Genomic DNA, 20,827 nt, shown 5'->3' on the forward strand with positions numbered 1-20,827 from the left:
GCAGAAGGTTTTTAGAACATAGAAATGTGATCCGTTACAAAGACGATGATGCATTTCTATGTTTTTTATTTTTATATAATATATCTAAATAAAGTTATTAAGGTTATCTATATATATAGAAGGAAGATGTTCATTTAATATTATAGTTGTTAGTTTTCTAAAATAATAATAAAAAAGGAGAAATGAGGATGCTATTTGATACACATGTTCATTTAAATGCGGAACAATATGACGAGGATTTGGAAGAAGTGATTAAGCGAGCAAGAGAAGCTGGGGTTGAAAAAATGGTCGTTGTTGGTTTTGATAGACCTACAATTGAAAGAGCAATGGAACTGATTGAACAATATGATTTCCTTTATGCGAGCATTGGTTGGCATCCGGTTGATGCGATTGATATGACTGAAGGAGATTTAATTTGGATAGAAGAATTATCGAAGCATCCAAAAGTAGTCGCAATCGGAGAAATGGGATTAGATTACCATTGGGATAAGTCACCAAAAGATGTGCAAAAAGATGTGTTTAGACAACAAATTCAATTGGCAAAAAAGGTAAAATTACCGATTATTATTCATAACCGTGAAGCAACAGCTGATATCGTAGAAATATTAAAAGAAGAAAATGCTGCTGAAGTAGGTGGGATTATGCATTGTTTTAGTGGAAGCCCTGAAACAGCTAAAGAATGCATTGATATGAATTTTTATATTTCATTAGGTGGCCCTGTTACTTTTAAAAATGCAAGAAAACCAAAGGAAGTGGCAGCAGAGATTCCATTAGAAAAATTGTTGATCGAAACAGATTGCCCATATTTAGCTCCGCACCCATTCCGTGGCAAACGTAATGAACCAAGCTATGTGAAGTTGGTCTGTGAACAAATTGCAGAAATTAAAAACATTCCAGTAGAAGAAGTTGCAGCAATTACAACCGAAAACGCAAAAAAATTATTCGCTATAAATTGACAGCAAATATTGTCAAAAATAATAGAAGCTTGTCCAAATGTTTTCTTATACCAAAAAGTTCTACACAGGAATCTGTCCTCATAGGATAACCATGTCGATATCTCTCACTTTGCAAAAAAATGCTTTTTCTGCATAATAGAGCGTACGTGCAGAAAAAAATTTTTTCTTGTATGGAAAGAGGGAAAAAAGAGTGTTTCGGAGAATAGAAGGTATATCAGTTTGCCTGACTTCTGAAATGCTCGATTGATTCAGTATTTTTAGGGGGTGTGGATGATAAGGTGAACGTTCTTTTCTTGAACTCTTTATAAGGGGAAGAGGAATACTTGGGGATGTTCCGTTTTATCTTTCCCTCCAAAAAATCAGATAGTGAGTGTTGACAGTCAGCAAGATAGTCTATATAATCACTCCGAGAGAAAAGGAGGCAATTTTCATCGTGATAAATTACATGAAAAACCTGTTATCCAAGTCTTTGAGCAAGAAAAAATGGGCAGTTATCTTTGCTAGTCTAATCGTTACGATTACAGCTAGCGGTTTTTTAATCTTTGAAATGACAAAGAAAACCGTTGCTCTAACATTAGATGGTGAGGAACAAACAATAAATACACACGCAAAAACCATTCAAGAGATATTTGACGAAATGGATATAGGATTACGCTCAGAAGACTATGTGTACCCCTCGGTAGATAAAGCCGTTAAGGACAATATGGAAGTGGTTTGGAACCCTGCAGTGCAGGTGAAGATTACCGACAAAAAAGATTCCGAGGTCATATGGACAACAGCTGATACTGTGCAAGAGCTGATAGATGAAGAGAATATTGAATTAAGTAAACATGATGCCATAAAGCCTAAATTAGGTGATAAAATTACAGGTAAGATGGACATCAAGATTGATCGCGCGTTCAAAATTGAATTAGCAGACGGTGCGAATGATAAAACCGAAGAAGTGTGGTCAACTTCGACTACGGTCGCTGACTTTTTATCGCAACAAGATATTAAGCTAGGAAAATTAGATCGTGTTGAACCAAAGTTGGATGAGACAGTCAAAGAAAATGACGTAATAAAAGTCATCAGAGTTGAAAAGGTCACCGATGTAGTGGAAGAACCAATTGAATATGCGGTCGTAACTAAAAAAGACGATAGCTTGAAAAAGGGTAGTGAAAAGGTTCTTGAAAAAGGTCAAGAGGGTCTTTTGAAAAAAGAATTTGAAATTACTCGTGAAAATGGAAAAGAAATCTCTCGTAAATTACTTAGTGAAGAAAAAGTAAAAGAATCAAAAAATCATATAGTTGCTGTTGGAACAAAAGTATCTCAACCAGTTACAAAAGTGGCATCTCGCGGCGAGACTAATGAATCTAGTGGCAAAGAAATGTATGTTAGCTCTACTGCCTATACTGCAGGTTGTAATGGTTGTTCAGGTGTCACAGCGACGGGATTAGATTTAAAAGCTAATCCGGGAGCAAAGGTGATAGCGGTAGATCCGAGCGTTATTCCTTTAGGGACAAAAGTATATGTGGAAGGTTATGGTTACGCTGTAGCTTCCGATACGGGATCTGCTATTAAAGGGAATAAGATTGACGTATTTTTCTCCAGTAAATCTGATGCTTATCGTTGGGGACGTAAGCAAGTGAAAATACGTGTGCTTAATTAGATGGTGTTTGTAAGCAGGGGAATTCATCCTCTGCTCTTTTTCTGTTATTTGCATTTTCTTTCGAAGGATGTTTCATATATAATAAAATGCATGCTATCTTGCTGTACTATCATTATATATATTTAGACGATTAACATTACAGAAATGTTTCACTTTTTTTGCAAATAATTCATTATTTTTAAAATAAGTTTGCTGAATAAGTATAAATTGGAAGTTTTTAGTGAACGGATAGGTGTTAAAATGAAAATAAAAGAGATTATCGTGGTAGAGGGTAAGGACGATACTGTCGCGATTAGAAAGGCATTAGATGCCGATACAATTGAAACAAATGGCTCAGCCATAAATTTTGAGACATTAGAAAAAATAAAACTGGCGCAAAAAACGAGAGGTGTTATTGTTTTAACAGATCCTGATTTTCCTGGTGAGAAAATTAGACATACGATTACAAAGCATGTCCCACAATGCAAGCACGCCTTTATTGATAAACAATTTGCCATAGCTAAGCATGGTAAAGGTGTAGGTGTAGAGCATGCTTCTGTTGAGGTGATACGAGAGGCGCTCTCCCATGCCTATGTCATGACAGAGGAGGCTGTGTCTGAAGTGACGCAGGCTGATCTAATGGACGCAGGCTTAATTGGTGGCAGTGACGCAAAGAAGCGCCGTGAAGAGCTAGGCAAGATTTTAAAGATAGGTTATGCCAATGGCAAGCAACTTTATAAACGTTTAACAATGTTTCAAATTACAAAGAAAGACTTTTTGGCAGCGGTAGCTAAAATGGACAAGGAGCTTGATTATGAATAAGGATATTGCCACACCGATAAGAACGAAAGCAATTTTAGAGAAGCATGGCTTTTCGTTTAAAAAGAGTTTAGGTCAAAACTTCTTAATAGACACGAATATATTAAATCGAATTGTGGATCATGCTGAATTAACACCCAAGTCTGGTGCCATTGAAATTGGCCCTGGTATTGGTGCATTAACTGAGCAATTAGCTAAGAGAAGTGAGAAGGTTTTAGCTTTTGAAATCGATCACCGACTATTACCAATATTGGCAGATACACTTGGGCCATATCCGAATGTAAAAGTTATTAATGAAGATGTACTAAAGGCTGATATCGTTTCGGCGATACAACAAGAATTTGCAAACATCGATGATTTAATGGTAGTTGCGAATTTACCTTACTATGTCACTACGCCAATCATTATGAAGTTATTAGAGGATCAGCTCCCGATTAGAGGTATTGTATGTATGTTGCAAAAGGAGGTCGCAGAACGTATCTCTGCGAGTCCTGGCTCTAAAAGCTATGGCTCCCTTTCGATTGCAATTCAATATTATACAAAAGCAGAGACTGTTATGATTGTTCCTAAGTCTGTCTTCATTCCTCAACCGAATGTCGATTCTGCTGTTATCCGCTTAACAAAATTAGATCAACCAGCAGTGAAAGTTCAAGATGAAGCCTTCTTCTTTACAGTAACAAGAGCAAGCTTTGCACAAAGGAGAAAAACCATCCTCAATAATTTAACGAGTCAGTTAGAGAAGGGGAAAGAAAGAAAAGAGTTCATTTTACAGGCACTAAATCAAGCTGGGGTTGAACCAACGAGAAGAGGAGAAACGTTAGGGTTAGAAGAATTCGCTCGTTTGGCTGACGCATTACTACCTCACTTCAGTTCATAGCATCTACTAGGTATTAGCACATATGAACCGGACTAATGACTTTATTAAAAGTGTTTAGTCCGGTTTTTAATTTGGTTTTTGGGATTTGCAATTTTTCCTTGTACGGTGAAGAGGCGCTATAGAGAAGCACAGGTCCAAGCATTGGCGCATAATTTAACTAAAGAAACAGACTCAGGGAAATGGCCCAAAATGGAGTGACGACAGTGACTATAAAATTAATGGATATCGTTGGGAGGGTTTCCTATCATTGTGATATTATGTTCCGCGTTATTGACATAAGAGAGCATGATGGGAAAAAGATGGCGGTATTATATGGAGAAGATATAAGGCTCATTGCAGATGCTCCTTATGAGGATCTTATCATCATGAGTCAGTCTGATCAGCGAAGGATTATGCAGGAATTCCGCACACTTGAAGAGCAATCTCTTGAATTATTCCGTCAAGATGTTCATCTATTGCAAGAGAAAAGGGAATATACAGTAACAGAGGGATATAGTAAAGCAGCTAATTATTTTCAATTGCCGGGGAAGGTATTACATCTTGATGGTGATCCAGGGTATCTAAAGAAATGTTTAACGGTATATGAGAAAATCGGTATTCCAGTTACAGGTCTACACTTAAGTGAAAAGGATATGCCTCGTGTTATTGGGGAGTTAGTAGATTATTATCGACCGGATATTTTAGTTATTACTGGCCATGACGCATATACAAAGGCAAAGGGTAGTAAAGCAGATATAGAGGCTTACCGCCATTCTAAGCATTTTGTGCAAACGGTGAAAGAAGCCAGGAAGAAGGTTCCTCATTTAGATCAACTTGTCATCTTTGCTGGAGCTTGTCAATCTCACTTTGAATCCCTGATTCATGCTGGAGCTAATTTTGCTAGTTCTCCATCAAGAGTAAATATTCATGCGCTAGATCCGGTATATATTGTAAGTAAGATTAGTTTTACACCTTATAATGAGCATATTCGTGTTTGGGACGTGTTAAGAAATACATTATCTGGTGAAAGAGGCTTAGGTGGGGTGGAAACAAAAGGTGTGCTTAGGACGGGTATGCCGTTCCATTATGAGGAAGAGGAAGAACAATCTATTGATCCGTTTGGGTCATTTTAAAAGAGAGTTTACCTATTGGGAAAATGATAAAATAAGGGTATGTTAGAGGGGCTTGCCAATGTCGGTTGGGCTTCTTTTTTATGTGGAAAAATAAGATTCTCAATAATTTTACATAATTTCCTAAAAGATGGGGAATGTTAGGAATGTAGAAAATTAGCAAAAAAAGTAGAACGAAATGTGTTGCAACTGTTTTTGTTTATTGATATAATTAATAATTTTACTTGACTTAATTGTGGTAAAGTGGTATACTTTCTATAGTGAGGTGGACCGAATGGGAAAAACATTATTGGATATCAAAAAGGCACTTGATTCAAATCTTGGTAAAAGGCTAATGCTCAAGGCTAATGGCGGACGCAGAAAGACAATTGAACGGTCTGGCGTTTTAGCTGAAACGTATCCATCTGTATTTGTCATCGAGTTAGATCAAGATGAAAATGCATTTGAACGCGTATCTTACAGCTATGCGGATGTTTTAACAGAAACGGTTCAAATTACTTTCTATGAAGACACATCAGGACAAGTTGCTTTAAGCTAACCTTATATAACATCAACAAAAGCGGCAAGCCAATTTGCTGCTTTTTTGTGTTTTAGAAAGGTTCAAACAACTACTAGTAATTACCTTCATGAAAGAATTACTTCTGAGGAAAGCTATGAGTAGCAATGAATAAGGAGTGATTCCAAGATGAGCAGAAGAAGGCGAATCATGTCAGAAGGAATGAAAGAAGAACTCGCTAAAGAATTAGGCTTTTATGACACCGTTCAACAAGAAGGTTGGGGCGGTATTACTTCTAAAGATGCTGGCAATATGGTGAAAAGAGCAATAGAAAAAGCCTTAGCATCCTATCAGACAAAATAATTCATTGTGTTTTAAAAGAAACAAATACGAAAACAGGCTAATGCTCCCCTATAAGTAGACAAATATCTGGCTACCTATGGAGGAGTATTTTTTATGTTTAAACTCTCTGGAATGAAAGTATTTAATCTCAAACGCGTAGGCGAACGAGAGACAGGAATCTGGAAGATGAACGAAGAAGAGGTGAGTTAGGTGATATCGAGTTAGATTAGGGCAAAAGAAACCCATTCGAAAAATACAAACTTCAGAAGTTGGTCCGGGTGCGGATAAAATCGATTCAGGAATCTATACCTCTGATGGTTTCAAAAATGATTCCCCGGAAACGCAAAATCTCATTTGCAAGACGAGCACCTTTTTAATCTGTTTCTTACAATCTTTATACAAAGCCTGTACATTAACTAAGACCGCTCGGACAAAAGTACTTATTTAGTTTATTTCGTTTTGCGATTGCTTATTTTTCATCGTGAATATGCTGACTGTTCCCAGGCTAATGTCAAAAAATTAATCTTAATATTGAATAATATTATTGCATACGTCTTACTTTTCTTGTTTTGTGGTAAAATAGGACAAAAAATGGAGTCGTCCTGAAATTTGTAAAGTAGGTGGAGAGTTTGAAACTTTTAGTAAAGGCTCCTGCTAAAATCAATTTATCATTAGATGTCCTCGGTAAACGAGAGGATGGTTATCATGAAGTAGAAATGATTATGACAACCATTGATTTGGCAGATCGTCTTGAATTAACGTTATTGGATAAAGATGAGATAAAAATTGTTTCACATAATCGCTTTGTTCCAGATGACCATAGGAACTTAGCTTATCAGGCAGCACATTTACTAAAGAACAGGTTTAATGTGAAGCAAGGGGTTAGTATTGCAATTGAAAAAGTGATTCCTGTTGCTGCGGGATTAGCTGGGGGAAGCAGTGACGCAGCAGCAGCGTTAAGAGGCTTAAACAAGCTGTGGCAATTAGGATTAACGATTGATGAGTTAGCGGAAATCGGTGCAGAAATCGGCTCAGATGTATCTTTTTGCGTTTATGGAGGGACAGCCCTTGCTACAGGTAGAGGAGAGCTTATTCAAGCTTTACCAGCTCCACCAACATGTTGGGTGATTTTAGCTAAACCTTTTATCGGTGTTTCGACTGCTGAGGTGTATCGCCGCTTAAATAAACAGGGACTTAAACATCCGCAAACCTTAGCAATGATTAAGGCCATTGAAGATCAGTCTTATAGCGATGTTTGCGCACATTTGTCTAATGTCCTTGAAAGTGTGACGTTAAAAATGCATCCAGAGGTTAACCAAATTAAAGAACAGATGCAGAGATTTGGTGCTGATGCAGTGCTAATGAGTGGTAGTGGCCCTACTGTATTTGGTTTAGCACAGCATGATTCTCGTATGCACCGTATTTATAATGGTCTAAGAGGGTTTTGTGACCAAGTTTTTGCGGTTAGACTCCTTGGAGAACAGCATAAACTTGATTAAAGACGTATGATAATGTTATATTATCGTTATAATATTCGGTTTTTAATTAAAAGGAGGGCCAATCATGAAATTTCGTCGGAGTGAACGTCTAATTGATATGACACATTATCTTTTAGAGCATCCAAGACAATTGGTATCCTTAACCTTTTTCTCAGAAAGATATGGTTCAGCTAAATCATCAATTAGCGAAGATTTAGCGATAATAAAAGACACTTTTGAGCTTCGCGGAATAGGCACATTAGAAACAGTTCCAGGGGCAGCGGGTGGCGTGAGATATCAGGTGAAGGTACGAGATGAAGAAGCGAAACCGATCATTGCTGAACTATGTGAGTTAATTGCAAGTCCTGATCGTCTCTTGCCGGGCGGTTACCTTTATATGACTGATATTTTAGGCGACCCTATGATTGTACAAAAATGCGGTAAGTTAATTGCATCGGCTTATATTAATAAAAATATTGATATGGTCATGACAGTTGCGACAAAAGGAATTGCGCTTGCCTATGCAGTCGCTAATTATCTTAATGTGCCTGTTGTCATTGCCAGAAGAGATAGTAGAGTGACAGAGGGATCTACAGTCAGCATTAACTATGTATCAGGGTCTGCGAAAAGGATTCAGACGATGGTTCTTTCTAAAAGAAGTTTAGAAGAAGGTTCGAAAGTACTTATTGTTGATGATTTTATGAAGGCCGGCGGCACAATTAATGGCATGATTAGTATGCTGGATGAATTTAAAGCTACACTAGCTGGAATTGCAGTCTTAGTAGAATCAGAAAATGCAGATGAACGTTTAGTTGATGAGTATGTATCTCTCGTCCAGTTAGCAGATGTAGATGTAAGAGAAAAACGTATTAATGTAACTGAAGGAAACTACTTCAAAAGGAATTAAGTAGGGAGAGGGAGGAAGATTGTTATGAAGATCGTTCAAACGAATGAAGCTCCAGCGGCTATTGGACCGTATTCTCAAGGTATTGTTGTAAATAATATGTTTTATAGCTCGGGACAAATACCATTAACTACAGAAGGTGTTATGGTAGATGGTGATGTGAAGGCTCAAACACATCAAGTATTTAAAAATTTACAAGCAGTATTACAAGAAGCAGGTGCATCACTTGAAACAGTCATCAAGACAACTGTCTTCATCCAAGATATGAACGATTTTGCAACTGTGAATGAAGTTTATGGAGAGTATTTCAATAACCACCAACCCGCTCGCTCTTGTGTAGAGGTAGCAAAATTGCCAAAAGAAGCAAAAATTGAAATAGAAGTTATCGCACTTGTGAAGTAAATCTCGTGTGGGAGATACACCATTCTGAAAGGATGGTGTATTTTTTTATGAGACAAAAGTGAATTTCATGAAATCGAAATAGTCAAAGGAGAATGGTATTTGGAAGAATTTTAATGGAAATCATCCATTTGTCCTAAAATTACGAAATATTTTTTCTAATTAAGAAGGAGTTTGCAATTATATGTGGAATTGTAAGTAAAGGATTTTATCTACTGGGAAAAGGTGGTGAACAGAATGGAAGTAACTGACGTAAGATTACGCCGCGTTAATACGGATGGCCGCATGAGGGCGATTGCATCTATTACTTTGGATCAGGAATTTGTCGTTCATGATATTCGTGTCATTGATGGTAATAACGGCTTATTTGTAGCGATGCCAAGTAAACGTACTCCGGATGGAGAGTTTAGAGATATTGCTCATCCGATTAATTCCGGGACTCGCGGTAAAATCCAAGAAGCAGTATTAGCAGAGTACCATCGTTTAGGTGAATTAGAGGAAGTAGAATTTGAAGAAGCGGGTGCTTCGTAGAAAAATAGACACGCAGTTAGGAGTCCATACATCTTAGGTATGGGCTCTTTTTTTGTGTATAAATTATTTCAAATGGATGGGTGTGTGTAGACGTGTGAAAAAGTCATTCTAATTGACAAAAATATGTACTTTCCTTTCATTCCTTGAAATCATATGCTATTTAGGATATATTTTTTAATGGATAAAAAGGTTAATTGGAGGACTTTAAATGTCTAATCGATATGCGGTCATTTTAGCTGCTGGTCAGGGTACACGGATGAAATCTAAGCTATATAAAGTGCTACACCCTGTTTGTGGAAAACCGATGGTTCAGCACGTCTTTGATCAAGTATCTACACTTGATATAAAAGATATTGTAACTGTCATTGGTCATGGAGCAGATCTAGTTCAATCACAGCTGGGAGAAGCGAGTGAGTACCGTTTGCAGGAAGAACAGCTTGGTACGGCCCATGCCGTTATTCAAGCGAAAGATTTGTTGCAGGATAAAGAAGGTGTCACGCTAGTTATATGTGGAGATACACCATTAATCAAAGCAGAAACAATGGAAGCGTTATTTAAACATCATGAAGAACAATCTGCGAAAGCAACTATTTTAACAGCGCATACTGGTCAACCGACAGGTTATGGTCGTGTAGTGAGGAATACTGATGGTCATGTAGAGAAAATTGTCGAGCATAAGGATGCGTCAGAAGAAGAGAAATTGATAGAAGAAATCAACACTGGAACTTATTGTTTTGATAACAAAGCTTTATTCCAAGCGCTATCACAAGTATCTAATGATAATGCCCAAGGTGAATATTATTTACCTGATGTCATTGAAATCTTAAAAGCCCAAGGTGAAATCGTTACTGCGTATCAAACACCTGACTTCGAGGAAACCTTAGGAGTAAATGATCGGGTGGCGTTATCACAAGCAGAGATGTATTTAAAGAAACGTATCAACGAACATCATATGAGAAATGGTGTAACAATTGTTGACCCATTAAATACTTATATCGGTGTGGATGTCGAAATTGGTTCAGATACAATTATTTACCCTGGTACTATGTTGATGGGGCATACCATTATTGGTGAGGATTGTGAGATTGGCCCTTCTACTCAGATTGAAAACTGTCAAGTTGGCAGTGAAACGGTCATAAGGCAATCAGTGGCACATGATAGTGAAATTGGTGCGGCAGTAAAGATTGGTCCATTTGCCCATATTCGACCGCAATCGCAAATTGATGATGAAGTTAAAATTGGCAACTTTGTAGAAATAAAGAAAGCGAAGTTTGGCAAGGGTAGTAAAGCTTCACATTTAAGTTATATTGGTGATGCTGAGGTCGGAAAAGACGTTAATTTAGGCTGTGGTTCCATAACAGTTAACTACGATGGAAAGAATAAATATTTAACAAAGATAGAAGACGGTGTATTTGTCGGTTGTAACTCAAACTTGGTTGCACCAGTTACAATTGGTGAAGGTGCTTATATTGCAGCTGGATCTACGATTACTGATGATGTACCAGGCAATGCCTTATCTATTGCACGTGCTCGTCAAGTAAACAAAGAGAATTATGTAGATCAATTAAATCAAAAGAAATAAAAATTTATGGAGGCGCATCATGTCAAACCAGTATTTAGATCCCAATTTAAAAGTATTCACTTTAAATTCAAATAAAGGACTTGCCAGTGAAATTGCTAAATTTATCGGTGTAGAATTAGGTAAATGTTCGGTTACGCGCTTTAGCGATGGTGAAATCCAAATTAATATCGAAGAAAGTATTCGTGGCTGTGATGTGTATGTAATCCAATCAACTAGTAATCCAGTAAATGAGCATTTAATGGAATTATTAATTATGATTGATGCCCTAAAACGAGCATCTGCTAAAACAATCAATATTGTTATGCCTTATTATGGATATGCTCGCCAAGACCGTAAAGCGCGTGCACGTGAGGCGATTACTGCGAAACTTGCTGCAAATTTATTAGAAACAGCGGGCGCAACACGTGTGATTACGCTCGACTTACACGCTCCACAAATTCAAGGATTCTTTGATATTCCAATCGATCACTTAATGGGTGTACCAATCCTATCTGAATACTTTAAGAACAAGGTAGAAGGAGATATTGTTGTCGTTTCTCCAGACCATGGTGGTGTAACAAGAGCACGTAAGATGGCAGATCAATTAAAAGCGCCAATTGCCATCATTGATAAGCGCCGTCCAAGACCAAATGTGGCAGAAGTGATGAATATTGTTGGTAATATTGAGGGGAAAATAGCTATTCTTATTGATGATATTATCGATACGGCTGGCACAATCACTTTAGCTGCAAATGCACTTGTGGAAAATGGAGCTGCAGAAGTGTATGCTTGCTGTACGCACCCTGTTCTATCGGGACCGGCTATTGACCGTATTGAAAACTCACAAATTAAGGAGCTAGTAGTGACGAACTCTATTGTTCTTGATGAAGAGAAGAAAACAGGGAAAATCGTCGAGCTATCTGTGGCATCTCTTATCGGAGAAGCAATTATTCGTGTCCACGAAGAGCAATCTGTAAGCGTGTTGTTCGATTAATCAATTCTGACACATCATGCCATCTATCGGATCATTACGTTTAGTTTAAAAATGGACATTTTGCTTACAAACGTCGAGCGATGTTTATCTTTCAGTTAATTAGGGAATCTTTAAATAATAAGCCTTAAATTATGAAAGGGGACGTTAGAATGACTGTTTTAGAAGCGAAGGAAAGAAAAGAGTTTCGTCACTCATTTTTAACTAAAATCCGTGCAGATGGTAATGTTCCAGCAATTGTTTATGGCACGAAGATGGAGAGTAAGCCAATATTCTTTAATGAGGCTGATTTTATTAAGACGATTAGAGAAGTTGGTAGAAATGGTGTCTTCTCAGTCGATATTGATGGTAAGAAAGTCGATGTCGTCTTAACAGAATACCAAGCCGATCCATTAAAGAATACAGTGGTACATGCTGATTTATTATCTGTAGACAAATCTACACAAATTACAGCAGAAGTTACTGTCAATACGGTCGGTGACTCACCAGGTGTAAAAGAAGGTGGCGTCTTGCAACAAGCGCTACATGAGATTACCGTTACCGGTACACCTGGCAATATCCCGCAATCAATTGATGTGGATATTTCTAAATTAGAGATAAACGATGTGGTCACTATTGAAGATTTAAAAGGTGCCTCCTCGTATGAAATTGAACATGATGCCGAAGAGACGATTCTTTCTATCCTCCCTCCTCGTGTGGAAGAAGAACCTCAAGAAGAGGAAGTTGTGGAAGAGCCGGAAGTTATAAACGAAAAAGAATAATACCAAACTAAGGTGGGGACTGACCAGAGCACCAACGGGTCAGTCCTTATTTGAGGTAAGGGGGAAAGTGCTTAGTGAAACTATTTGTAGGGTTAGGTAATCCAGGTAAGCCCTATGATCGTACAAGACATAATATTGGATTTGATGTGATCGATGAATTATCTAAAAAGTGGGACATTCCACTTGATCAATCAAAGTTTAAAGGATTGTATGGTGCTGGATTTGTAAAAGGAGAAAAAGTTTTTTTATTAAAACCACTTACATATATGAATTTATCAGGTGAATCCATTAGACCACTGATGGATTATTTTCAAATTGAGATAGAGGATATTGTAGTTATTTATGATGATTTAGATTTACCGGTTGGAAAGATTCGCTTGCGACAAAAAGGAAGTGCTGGTGGACATAACGGGATTAAATCAACGATTGCTCATATCGGTACGCAAGAATTCAACCGCATCCGAGTGGGGATAGATCGACCGCCTCAAGGAATGAAAGTCCCTGATTATGTACTTGGTAAGTTTACTGAAGAAGAAATGAACGAAATGAAAGCCGTCATTAATAAATGTACTGATGCGTGTCAAGAATGGTTAAATATACCTTTCCTTCAAGTCATGAATGTATATAATCAATCATGATATAATGATTTGTGCATATCCTTCCAACAAACCGTCAATAATAATGACAATTGATGGATAAAGGGAAGTGTTATTGTTGGCTATTCATTACTCATGCCGCCATTGCGGGGTATCTTTAGGGACTGTTGATAAACAAACGGTTCAAGCAGAGCAATTAGGCTTTCATAAATTAAATGAAGAAGAAAGACATGAAATGATCCAGTATGATAATTCGGGAAACGTTTACGTGAAGGCGATTTGTGAGGATTGCCATGAATCACTAGAGCGTAATCCCGACTACTATCAGCAAGACTTTCTTATTCATTAAAGCTTTGGAGTACTTTCCAAAGCATTTTTCTGTTTCTTTATACTTCTTTTCGATAGATAGGAAAAAAGTTTAGTACGATAATAGAGGGACTTTACTTATAAAAATCGAATAATATATAAAGTTAACAACCATTGTTTGAAAAAACACGCATGATTTATATGCTTTGTGAGTATAAACATGTAAGTAAGAAAAAAATTTGGCTTCCTAACCTATACGAGGTTTAGGGAGCTTAAAGTGCTTTAAAAATGTATTTAAAAAGAAGAGCAAATAGGGGAGTAGTAGCTTTCTCAGGTTGAGGGAGAGATGTTGCTTTTTGTAATAGGAGGATTACTGCATGTTAGGGCTTAAAAAAGTATTTTCACAACAGGATGAGGTCTTGTCTGTATTATCAGGCATAGATGAAGGGTTAAATGAACAAATGGTGGCAGGTTTAACGGGTTCAGCTAGAACGCTTTTTCTGGCGGCAGTATATGAACAGTCTAAACGTCCCTTACTTGTGACAACCCACAATTTATTGCAAGCGCAAAAATTATATGATGATTTAACACAACTTCTCGGAGAAGAGCAAGTATTCTTGTATCCTGCAAATGAGTTAATTGCAGCCGAATTAAGTATATCTAGCCCAGAATTAAAAGGGCAAAGAATTGAAACACTCAACCATATGATGTCAGCAAATGATGGTGTCATGATTGTACCTATGGCAGGGTTAAAGAAGGTCCTTCCACCTAAAGAGTTGTGGAGTAAACTTCAGTTGACGTTAAAAGTTGGCGATGAGCTAACCGAACAACAATTAAATCAGTTTATTCAAATGGGCTACAGTCGAGTGGAGATGGTGTCCTCTCCTGGTGAATTTAGTGTTCGTGGTGGTATTATTGATATTTATCCGTTAACAGAGTCAGACCCTATTAGAATTGAATTATTCGATACAGAGGTTGATTCTATCCGGTTCTTTTCTTTAGAAGATCAGCGCTCAAAGTCAAAGGTTGAGCGTGTGTTAATTGGGCCAGCTACGGAAACACCAATGGAAGGTGAACATTTTGAGCGGCTTATTCATACTTTAGAGTCAGGATTGGGTAAAAGCTTAAAAAAATTAAAAAATGACCAAGCCAAACAAAGCCTTACACAAAATATCAGTTATGAATTAGAACAATTAAAGACTGGTACTAAACCAGAGCAATTATATAAATATTTATCCCTTGCTTATGAGGGAGGCAGTAGTTTAATAGACTATCTTCCTGCGAATGGATTGATTTTTGTAGACGAAGTCAGTCGCGTACAAGAAATGAATGATTCCCTTGATAAAGAAGAAGCAGAATGGTACACGAACCTACTTGAAGAAGGACAAATTATTCACGACGTTGTGACTTCCCATTCTTTAAAAGAATTAATGTATAGTAAGAAAAATCCGATTGTTTATATGTCCTTATTTTTACGACATGTACCGAATACAAATCCGCAAAATATTATTAATATCTCCTGTAAGCCGATGCAAAATTTTCATGGTCAAATGCATGTGCTTAAAACAGAGGTTGATCGCTGGAAAAAAGGAAATTATGCTATTGTTTTTCTTGCTGTAGATGAAGAGCGGGTTCACAAATTGCAAAATGTGTTAGAGGATTATGATATTGAATCCGCTATCATCAAGCAGGACTCTCTCCTTGCACAAGGAAGAATTCAGATTTTAGAAGGGGCCATTCAAACAGGTTTTGAGCTAAATAATCAACGGATTGCCGTGATTACAGAAGAAGAGCTATTTAATCATAAAACAAGAAAGAAACAGAGGAGACAAAAACTTTCCAATGCAGAAAGAATTAAGAGCTATTCGGAATTAAAGATTGGTGATTACGTTGTTCATGTCAACCATGGTATTGGGAAGTATTTAGGGATTGAAACTTTAGAGATTAATGGTGTCCATAAAGATTATTTGAATATTCGTTATCAAGGTAGTGATCAACTTTATGTTCCTGTTGAACAAATTGACCTTGTACAAAAATATGTAGGGTCTGAATCAAAAGAACCGAAGATTTATAAACTTGGCGGTAACGATTGGAAGAAGGTAAAGAAAAAAGTCCAATCCTCTGTTGAAGATATCGCCGATGACCTTATTAAATTATATGCCGAAAGAGAAGCATCGAAAGGATACGCTTTTAACCCTGATAGTGATATGCAGCGAGAGTTTGAATCTGCTTTCCCATATCAAGAAACAGAAGATCAAATTCGTTCCATTAATGAGATTAAAAAAGATATGGAAAGAGAAAGACCAATGGACCGTTTGCTTTGTGGAGACGTGGGTTATGGAAAAACAGAAGTGGCTATACGAGCGATATTCAAAGCAGTGGCAGATGGTAAACAAGTTGCATTTCTTGTGCCAACAACGATCCTTGCACAACAGCATTATGAAACGATGCTTGAGCGGTTCCAAGACTATCCTGTAAAAATCGGTATGTTGAGTCGATTCCGTACGAAGAAACAACAAACTGAAACAATTAAAGGATTAAAAGCGGGGACGGTTGATGTTGTCGTTGGTACACACCGTATCCTTTCTAAAGATTTGACTTATCGAGATCTCGGTTTGTTGATTATAGACGAAGAACAAAGGTTTGGTGTTACTCATAAAGAGAAAATCAAGAAATTAAAAACCAATGTCGATGTTTTAACATTAACAGCGACACCAATTCCGCGTACATTGCATATGTCCATGCTGGGCGTTCGGGATTTATCCGTTATTGAGACACCACCTGAAAATCGTTTTCCAGTACAAACATATGTGATGGAATATAACGGTGTATTGGTGAGGGAAGCAATCGAGCGAGAATTAGCACGTGGTGGTCAGGTCTATTTCCTGTATAATCGCGTGGAGGATATTGAGCGTAAAGCAGAGGAAATCTCTATGATTGTTCCTGATGCAAGGGTCGCTTATGCACATGGTCAGATGACGGAGAATGAATTAGAGAGCGTCATGCTTGGTTTCTATGACGGTGAATATGATGTCTTAGTAAGTACAACGATAATTGAGACTGGTGTAGATATACCAAATGTAAATACATTAATTGTTCATGATGCTGATCGCATGGGCTTATCTCAGTTGTATCAATTGCGAGGAAGGGTAGGTAGGTCTAACCGTGTGGCTTATGCGTACTTTACCTATCGTAAAGATAAAGTCCTTACAGAAGTGGCAGAGAAACGTTTGCAGGCGATTAAAGAATTTACGGAGCTTGGCTCTGGATTTAAAATTGCCATGCGTGATTTAACGATTCGAGGTGCAGGTAATTTACTTGGAGCGGAGCAACATGGCTTTATTGATTCTGTTGGGTTTGATCTATATTCACAAATGCTAAAAGAAGCAATTGAAGAGAGGAAAGAATCCATGGGCGGTGAGCCGAGAAAAGAGCCAATGGAAATTGATTTAGAAATTGATGCTTATATTCCAGATGCATTTATTTCTGATGGACATCAGAAAATTGAAATGTATAAACGCTTCCGTGGGATTACGAGCCTAGAGGATATTGATGAATTGAAAGATGAGATGGTTGACCGCTTTGGTGATTATCCGGAAGAAGTCGCGTATTTATTTAAAATTGCTGAAATGAAAGTATATGGAGAAGTGGCTGGAGTCGAACTAGTGAAGCAATCAAAAGATGAAGTGCTTGTCCTATTATCTGAGCAAGGTAGTGTGGAAGCTGATGGGCAAAAAGTATTCAAGCTCAGCAATCAATTTGGTCGCATGATTGGGCTTGGTATGGATGGAAAAAAACTGAAAGCAGTTCTCCATATAAAAGGAATTGCCACGAAAGAATGGTTAGAAAATGCGTTTACCTTTATGAAGGGATTACAAGATACAAAGAAGGTTCCTGAAAAAACAGCCAAGTAACTGTTGAAAAATATTGGTAATTTCATTGTAAGAATTGCAATGTTTGATTGAGAAAGGACAAGGGTATTTCAAGGATAGAGCACATAAATGGAATGTTTATCCCTTTCTGGAATGAATCACACCTAAAAGAAAAAATAGTTGGACGTGTATATAACTTTCCTTATGAAAGATACTAAGTTCAAACATGGCGATGCATTCATGATATCTTCCTTATGAATCATAGCTATTTTGAAAAGTAAAAGCTGTAGTTTAAGTTAGATTTAACCGAAAATCATCTGTAAAGGGAAATATTTATCATTAGCGAAGGAATAAATGGGAAGAATTCTCGTTGTATCGTCCTAATGGCCATGGATCGGTTAGAGTTAAGCGGCTTTTTCTTTTCAGTAATTTAATCATCAGATGAAAGTGAGGCAACGTTGAATGAAAGCAACAGGTATTGTTCGTCGTATTGATGATTTGGGTCGTGTCGTCATTCCTAAAGAAATCCGGAGAACTTTAAGAATCCGTGAAGGAGATCCACTTGAGATTTTTGTAGACCGCGATGGAGAGGTAATTTTAAAGAAATACTCACCTATCTCTGAGCTTAGTGACTTCGCAAAAGAATATGCAGAAGCATTATATGATAGCTTAGGAAATCCGGTCTTAATTTGCGATAGAGATACATATATCGCTGTTGCAGGAGGCTCTAAGAAGGATTACTTAAATAAGAGTATTAGTGATCTAGTAGAGAAGACAATGGAGGATCGTAGCTCTGTTCTTGTGACCCAATCAAGCGAAATTTCAATTGTAGATAATCATACAGAATCCGTCGCATCTTACACAATAGGACCCATAGTAGCCAATGGCGATCCAATTGGCGCAGTCGTAATCATTGCGAAAGATGACACCATTGGTGCAGTTGAACAAAAATCCGTCGAAACCGCAGCTGGATTTTTAGCGAGACAAATGGAATCATAGTATATAGGTAATATGAGCTGGAACTTTTCTAGCGTCATCTAGTGCGAACAATCATATTCTTAATGATGATTGTTCGCTTTATTTTTGTGTAGACATTGACTTTCGGGAGCTGAATGCTGCTAAAGTTAGATGAAAATGATCTGGCGTAAGATGCCATTAGAAACGAATCAGCCCCTTAACTGAAGTCGACAGGAAATGCTTAATCGGGTAAAAAAGTGCCGCGTTCTGAAAAGACAGATTAAGATGGTAACGAGTCTAAAAACCAGCATCTCAATGAAATTTTCGGTAAGAAGCACTCAAGGGAATTTGTCTGGAAAAGATGGGAGATGTAAATCAAAGAAACCCAAGCGTGAAGAAATCATAATTAGGCCAGAGCTAATATCAAATAATCGCTTCAAAAATTGATAGTTTCAAGTAGGATTTACTTAAACATAAGGAGAAATCATAGCTAAGCATCCTTTTACCGAAAAACTACAAATGCCTCCCTCAGGCAAGGAGCGAGAGACAAATATCAATAAATGAATATGCTATAATACATTTCGAAGTTCATAGTTAAGCGGTATCGTCGTGCTTATAGGGGGAGATATCTTCTGGATACCAATCAAACTTCTACGAGTATAATGAAAGGTGCGGTTATTTTGACTGCGGCAGGAATCATTGTCAAATTGTTGAGCGCGGTTTATCGCATTCCTTTCCAAAACATAGTAGGAGATATCGGGTTTTATATTTATCAACAAGTGTACCCTTTTTATGGGATCTTTCTTGTATTAGCCACAACAGGTTTTCCTGTTGTGATTTCAAAACTATATATTGAGCAAAGAACGAGGAATGGTGAGGAAGGTGGACGGCGATTATTAAAAGTTGCCGGATTATTGTTATCAATGATTGCTGTTTTATGTTGTTTAACGATGTATTTTAGTGCCGATGCCTTAGCTTACTATATGAACGATCCTCAATTGGCTGATTCCTTGCGCATTGTTGCTATTAGTTTTTTAATATTACCACTTGTATCAGTGTTAAGAGGTTTTTTTCAAGGAAAAGGAAATATGATGCCAACAGCTGTTTCCCAAGTGAGTGAACAACTTATACGAGTGCTGTTTATCTTGCTTTATGCTTATATACTAACTAAAATGGGTGCTTCCATTTATTCTGTTAGCGGTGGAGTCTACTATGGTGTCATTTTAGCCTCTTTGGCAGCTTTTGCAATCTTGCTATTCTATTTTATAAAAGAAATGAAAAGTGCACCAAGAATAAGGCAGAAGCACAGGGGTGTTAGCTCGTATTTACAACTGTCTAAAGAGATTATTGTCCAAAGCTTTGCTATTTGTGTGAGTAGTTTATTACTCATTTTTATCCAGTTAGCAGATGCCCTCAATCTTTATGCATTATTGACGACATCGGGTTTTTCTGAGATTGAAGCAAAGACATTAAAGGGTGTATATGACAGAGGCCAGCCACTTATTCAATTAGGTTCTATTGTTGCCACTTCGATGAGTTTATCACTCGTACCAATTCTTACATACGTAAAAATAAAGCAACCTCATCTACTCAATGAAAAAATCCAATTGGTCATAAGAGTGAGCCTTCTATTTGGCGTTGGCGCTTCAGTGGGGCTTTGGGCGATAGTGAGACAAACAAATGTCATGCTATTCGAAAATGATAAAGGTTCAGCCGTTCTAGGTCTAATGTCTATTGTTATTTTACTAAGCTCTCTTGTGATTACTTTGGCAGCCGTACACCAAGGCCTAGGAAATAGCTTTTTTCCAGCGTGGACGATTTTAATCGGAGTGGGCATTAAGTACTTTCTGAATACCTCATTTGTACCGCATTATGGAATATATGGGGCTGTGTACGCCACATACATTGCGTTAGCGTTGATGGTAATTGCTTTGCTGTTTCGGTTAAAATGGAACCAAAGTGTCACACTTGTTTCAGTACGTGTGTTATTGACAATTCTTAGTTCTGCTATTCTGATGACGATTTTTTTAAATTTGTATCTCTCTGTTACTGCACTTTCATTCATGAGTGGACGAGTACTTGCTACCTTTCAATCGTTAACCGGCGCCGCTCTTGGTGCGATTCTTTATTTATTTCTTACGATTCGCAGCAACATATTTACAGAAGCAGAGCTACGTCAGTTACCTTTTGGAGAAAAGCTTCTCCATTTTATGAAAAGAAGATAAAAACAAACCGACACAAAAAG

At 37.5% G+C, this 20,827-nt stretch carries 19 protein-coding genes; all 19 read left to right on the plus strand.

The features are described 5' to 3' along the window. The first annotated feature begins 188 nt into the window (after window positions 1–188). The 19 genes from MKX83_RS00225 to MKX83_RS00315 all read left to right on the plus strand — a co-directional run bounded on the left by MKX83_RS00225 (window position 189) and on the right by MKX83_RS00315 (window position 20,807). Window positions 189–956 (plus strand): TatD family hydrolase, encoded by a 768-nt coding sequence (locus tag MKX83_RS00225; RefSeq protein ID WP_328200216.1) that lies wholly within the window; start codon window positions 189–191, stop codon window positions 954–956. 445 nt (window positions 957–1,401) lie between these two features. Beyond that, window positions 1,402–2,604 (plus strand): G5 and 3D domain-containing protein, encoded by a 1,203-nt coding sequence (locus MKX83_RS00230; RefSeq protein WP_307319253.1) that lies wholly within the window; start codon window positions 1,402–1,404, stop codon window positions 2,602–2,604. A 240-nt stretch (window positions 2,605–2,844) separates the two neighbouring features. After that, window positions 2,845–3,405 carry a ribonuclease M5 gene (rnmV, locus tag MKX83_RS00235; RefSeq protein WP_341053498.1) on the plus strand — a complete coding sequence of 187 codons (561 nt, stop codon included), beginning with the start codon at window positions 2,845–2,847 and terminating at the stop codon, window positions 3,403–3,405. After that, the gene (rsmA, locus tag MKX83_RS00240; RefSeq protein ID WP_341053502.1) at window positions 3,398–4,279 is read left to right on the plus strand and encodes a 16S rRNA (adenine(1518)-N(6)/adenine(1519)-N(6))-dimethyltransferase RsmA; all 882 of its coding nucleotides are present in this window, start codon (window positions 3,398–3,400) and stop codon (window positions 4,277–4,279) included. The genes rnmV and rsmA overlap by 8 nt, the downstream gene beginning before the upstream one ends. Before the next feature lie 203 nt (window positions 4,280–4,482). Beyond that, window positions 4,483–5,391 (plus strand): sporulation peptidase YabG, encoded by a 909-nt coding sequence (yabG, locus tag MKX83_RS00245; protein WP_251163597.1) that lies wholly within the window; start codon window positions 4,483–4,485, stop codon window positions 5,389–5,391. A gap of 271 nt (window positions 5,392–5,662) precedes the next feature. After that, window positions 5,663–5,926, plus strand: coding sequence for a biofilm formation stimulator Veg (gene veg, locus MKX83_RS00250; RefSeq protein ID WP_095371290.1), 264 nt, complete (start codon window positions 5,663–5,665; stop codon window positions 5,924–5,926). Window positions 5,927–6,073: 147 nt separating this feature from the next. After that, entirely contained in the window at window positions 6,074–6,247 is a 174-nt protein-coding gene (locus MKX83_RS00255) for a small, acid-soluble spore protein, alpha/beta type (protein ID WP_251163598.1), read from the plus strand. A gap of 599 nt (window positions 6,248–6,846) precedes the next feature. Then, on the plus strand, window positions 6,847–7,725 hold the full coding sequence (ispE, locus tag MKX83_RS00260; protein ID WP_440214451.1) for a 4-(cytidine 5'-diphospho)-2-C-methyl-D-erythritol kinase: 879 nt from the start codon (window positions 6,847–6,849) through the stop codon (window positions 7,723–7,725). A 64-nt stretch (window positions 7,726–7,789) separates the two neighbouring features. Further along, window positions 7,790–8,611, plus strand: coding sequence for a pur operon repressor (purR, locus tag MKX83_RS00265; RefSeq protein WP_095371287.1), 822 nt, complete (start codon window positions 7,790–7,792; stop codon window positions 8,609–8,611). A gap of 24 nt (window positions 8,612–8,635) precedes the next feature. Next, the gene (locus MKX83_RS00270; protein ID WP_224939124.1) at window positions 8,636–9,010 is read left to right on the plus strand and encodes a RidA family protein; all 375 of its coding nucleotides are present in this window, start codon (window positions 8,636–8,638) and stop codon (window positions 9,008–9,010) included. A gap of 234 nt (window positions 9,011–9,244) precedes the next feature. Continuing rightward, a complete protein-coding gene (gene spoVG, locus MKX83_RS00275) occupies window positions 9,245–9,538 on the plus strand; it encodes a septation regulator SpoVG (RefSeq protein ID WP_095371285.1) in 294 nt (97 codons plus the stop codon). A gap of 208 nt (window positions 9,539–9,746) precedes the next feature. Then, complete coding sequence (gene glmU, locus MKX83_RS00280) at window positions 9,747–11,120, plus strand: bifunctional UDP-N-acetylglucosamine diphosphorylase/glucosamine-1-phosphate N-acetyltransferase GlmU (protein ID WP_341053511.1); 1,374 nt, start codon at window positions 9,747–9,749, stop codon at window positions 11,118–11,120. 19 nt (window positions 11,121–11,139) lie between these two features. Then, window positions 11,140–12,093 carry a ribose-phosphate diphosphokinase gene (locus tag MKX83_RS00285; RefSeq protein WP_341053513.1) on the plus strand — a complete coding sequence of 318 codons (954 nt, stop codon included), beginning with the start codon at window positions 11,140–11,142 and terminating at the stop codon, window positions 12,091–12,093. Between the two features lie 149 nt (window positions 12,094–12,242). Next, the gene (locus tag MKX83_RS00290) at window positions 12,243–12,851 is read left to right on the plus strand and encodes a 50S ribosomal protein L25/general stress protein Ctc (protein WP_224939126.1); all 609 of its coding nucleotides are present in this window, start codon (window positions 12,243–12,245) and stop codon (window positions 12,849–12,851) included. A 74-nt stretch (window positions 12,852–12,925) separates the two neighbouring features. Further along, on the plus strand, window positions 12,926–13,489 hold the full coding sequence (gene pth / locus MKX83_RS00295) for an aminoacyl-tRNA hydrolase (RefSeq protein WP_281203202.1): 564 nt from the start codon (window positions 12,926–12,928) through the stop codon (window positions 13,487–13,489). Window positions 13,490–13,565: 76 nt separating this feature from the next. Then, window positions 13,566–13,796: an anti-sigma-F factor Fin family protein gene (locus MKX83_RS00300; protein ID WP_095371280.1), complete on the plus strand. Its 231-nt coding sequence runs from the start codon at window positions 13,566–13,568 to the stop codon at window positions 13,794–13,796. Window positions 13,797–14,130: 334 nt separating this feature from the next. Continuing rightward, window positions 14,131–17,667: a transcription-repair coupling factor gene (gene mfd / locus MKX83_RS00305; RefSeq protein WP_341053517.1), complete on the plus strand. Its 3,537-nt coding sequence runs from the start codon at window positions 14,131–14,133 to the stop codon at window positions 17,665–17,667. Between the two features lie 420 nt (window positions 17,668–18,087). After that, window positions 18,088–18,624: a stage V sporulation protein T gene (spoVT, locus tag MKX83_RS00310; protein ID WP_095371279.1), complete on the plus strand. Its 537-nt coding sequence runs from the start codon at window positions 18,088–18,090 to the stop codon at window positions 18,622–18,624. Window positions 18,625–19,244: 620 nt separating this feature from the next. Further along, window positions 19,245–20,807 carry a putative polysaccharide biosynthesis protein gene (locus MKX83_RS00315; RefSeq protein ID WP_289432546.1) on the plus strand — a complete coding sequence of 521 codons (1,563 nt, stop codon included), beginning with the start codon at window positions 19,245–19,247 and terminating at the stop codon, window positions 20,805–20,807. Window positions 20,808–20,827 lie beyond the last annotated feature (20 nt).

The organism is Cytobacillus sp. FSL M8-0252 (assembly GCF_038007345.1).
GTDB classification, from domain to species: domain Bacteria; phylum Bacillota; class Bacilli; order Bacillales; family Cytobacillaceae; genus Cytobacillus; species Cytobacillus kochii.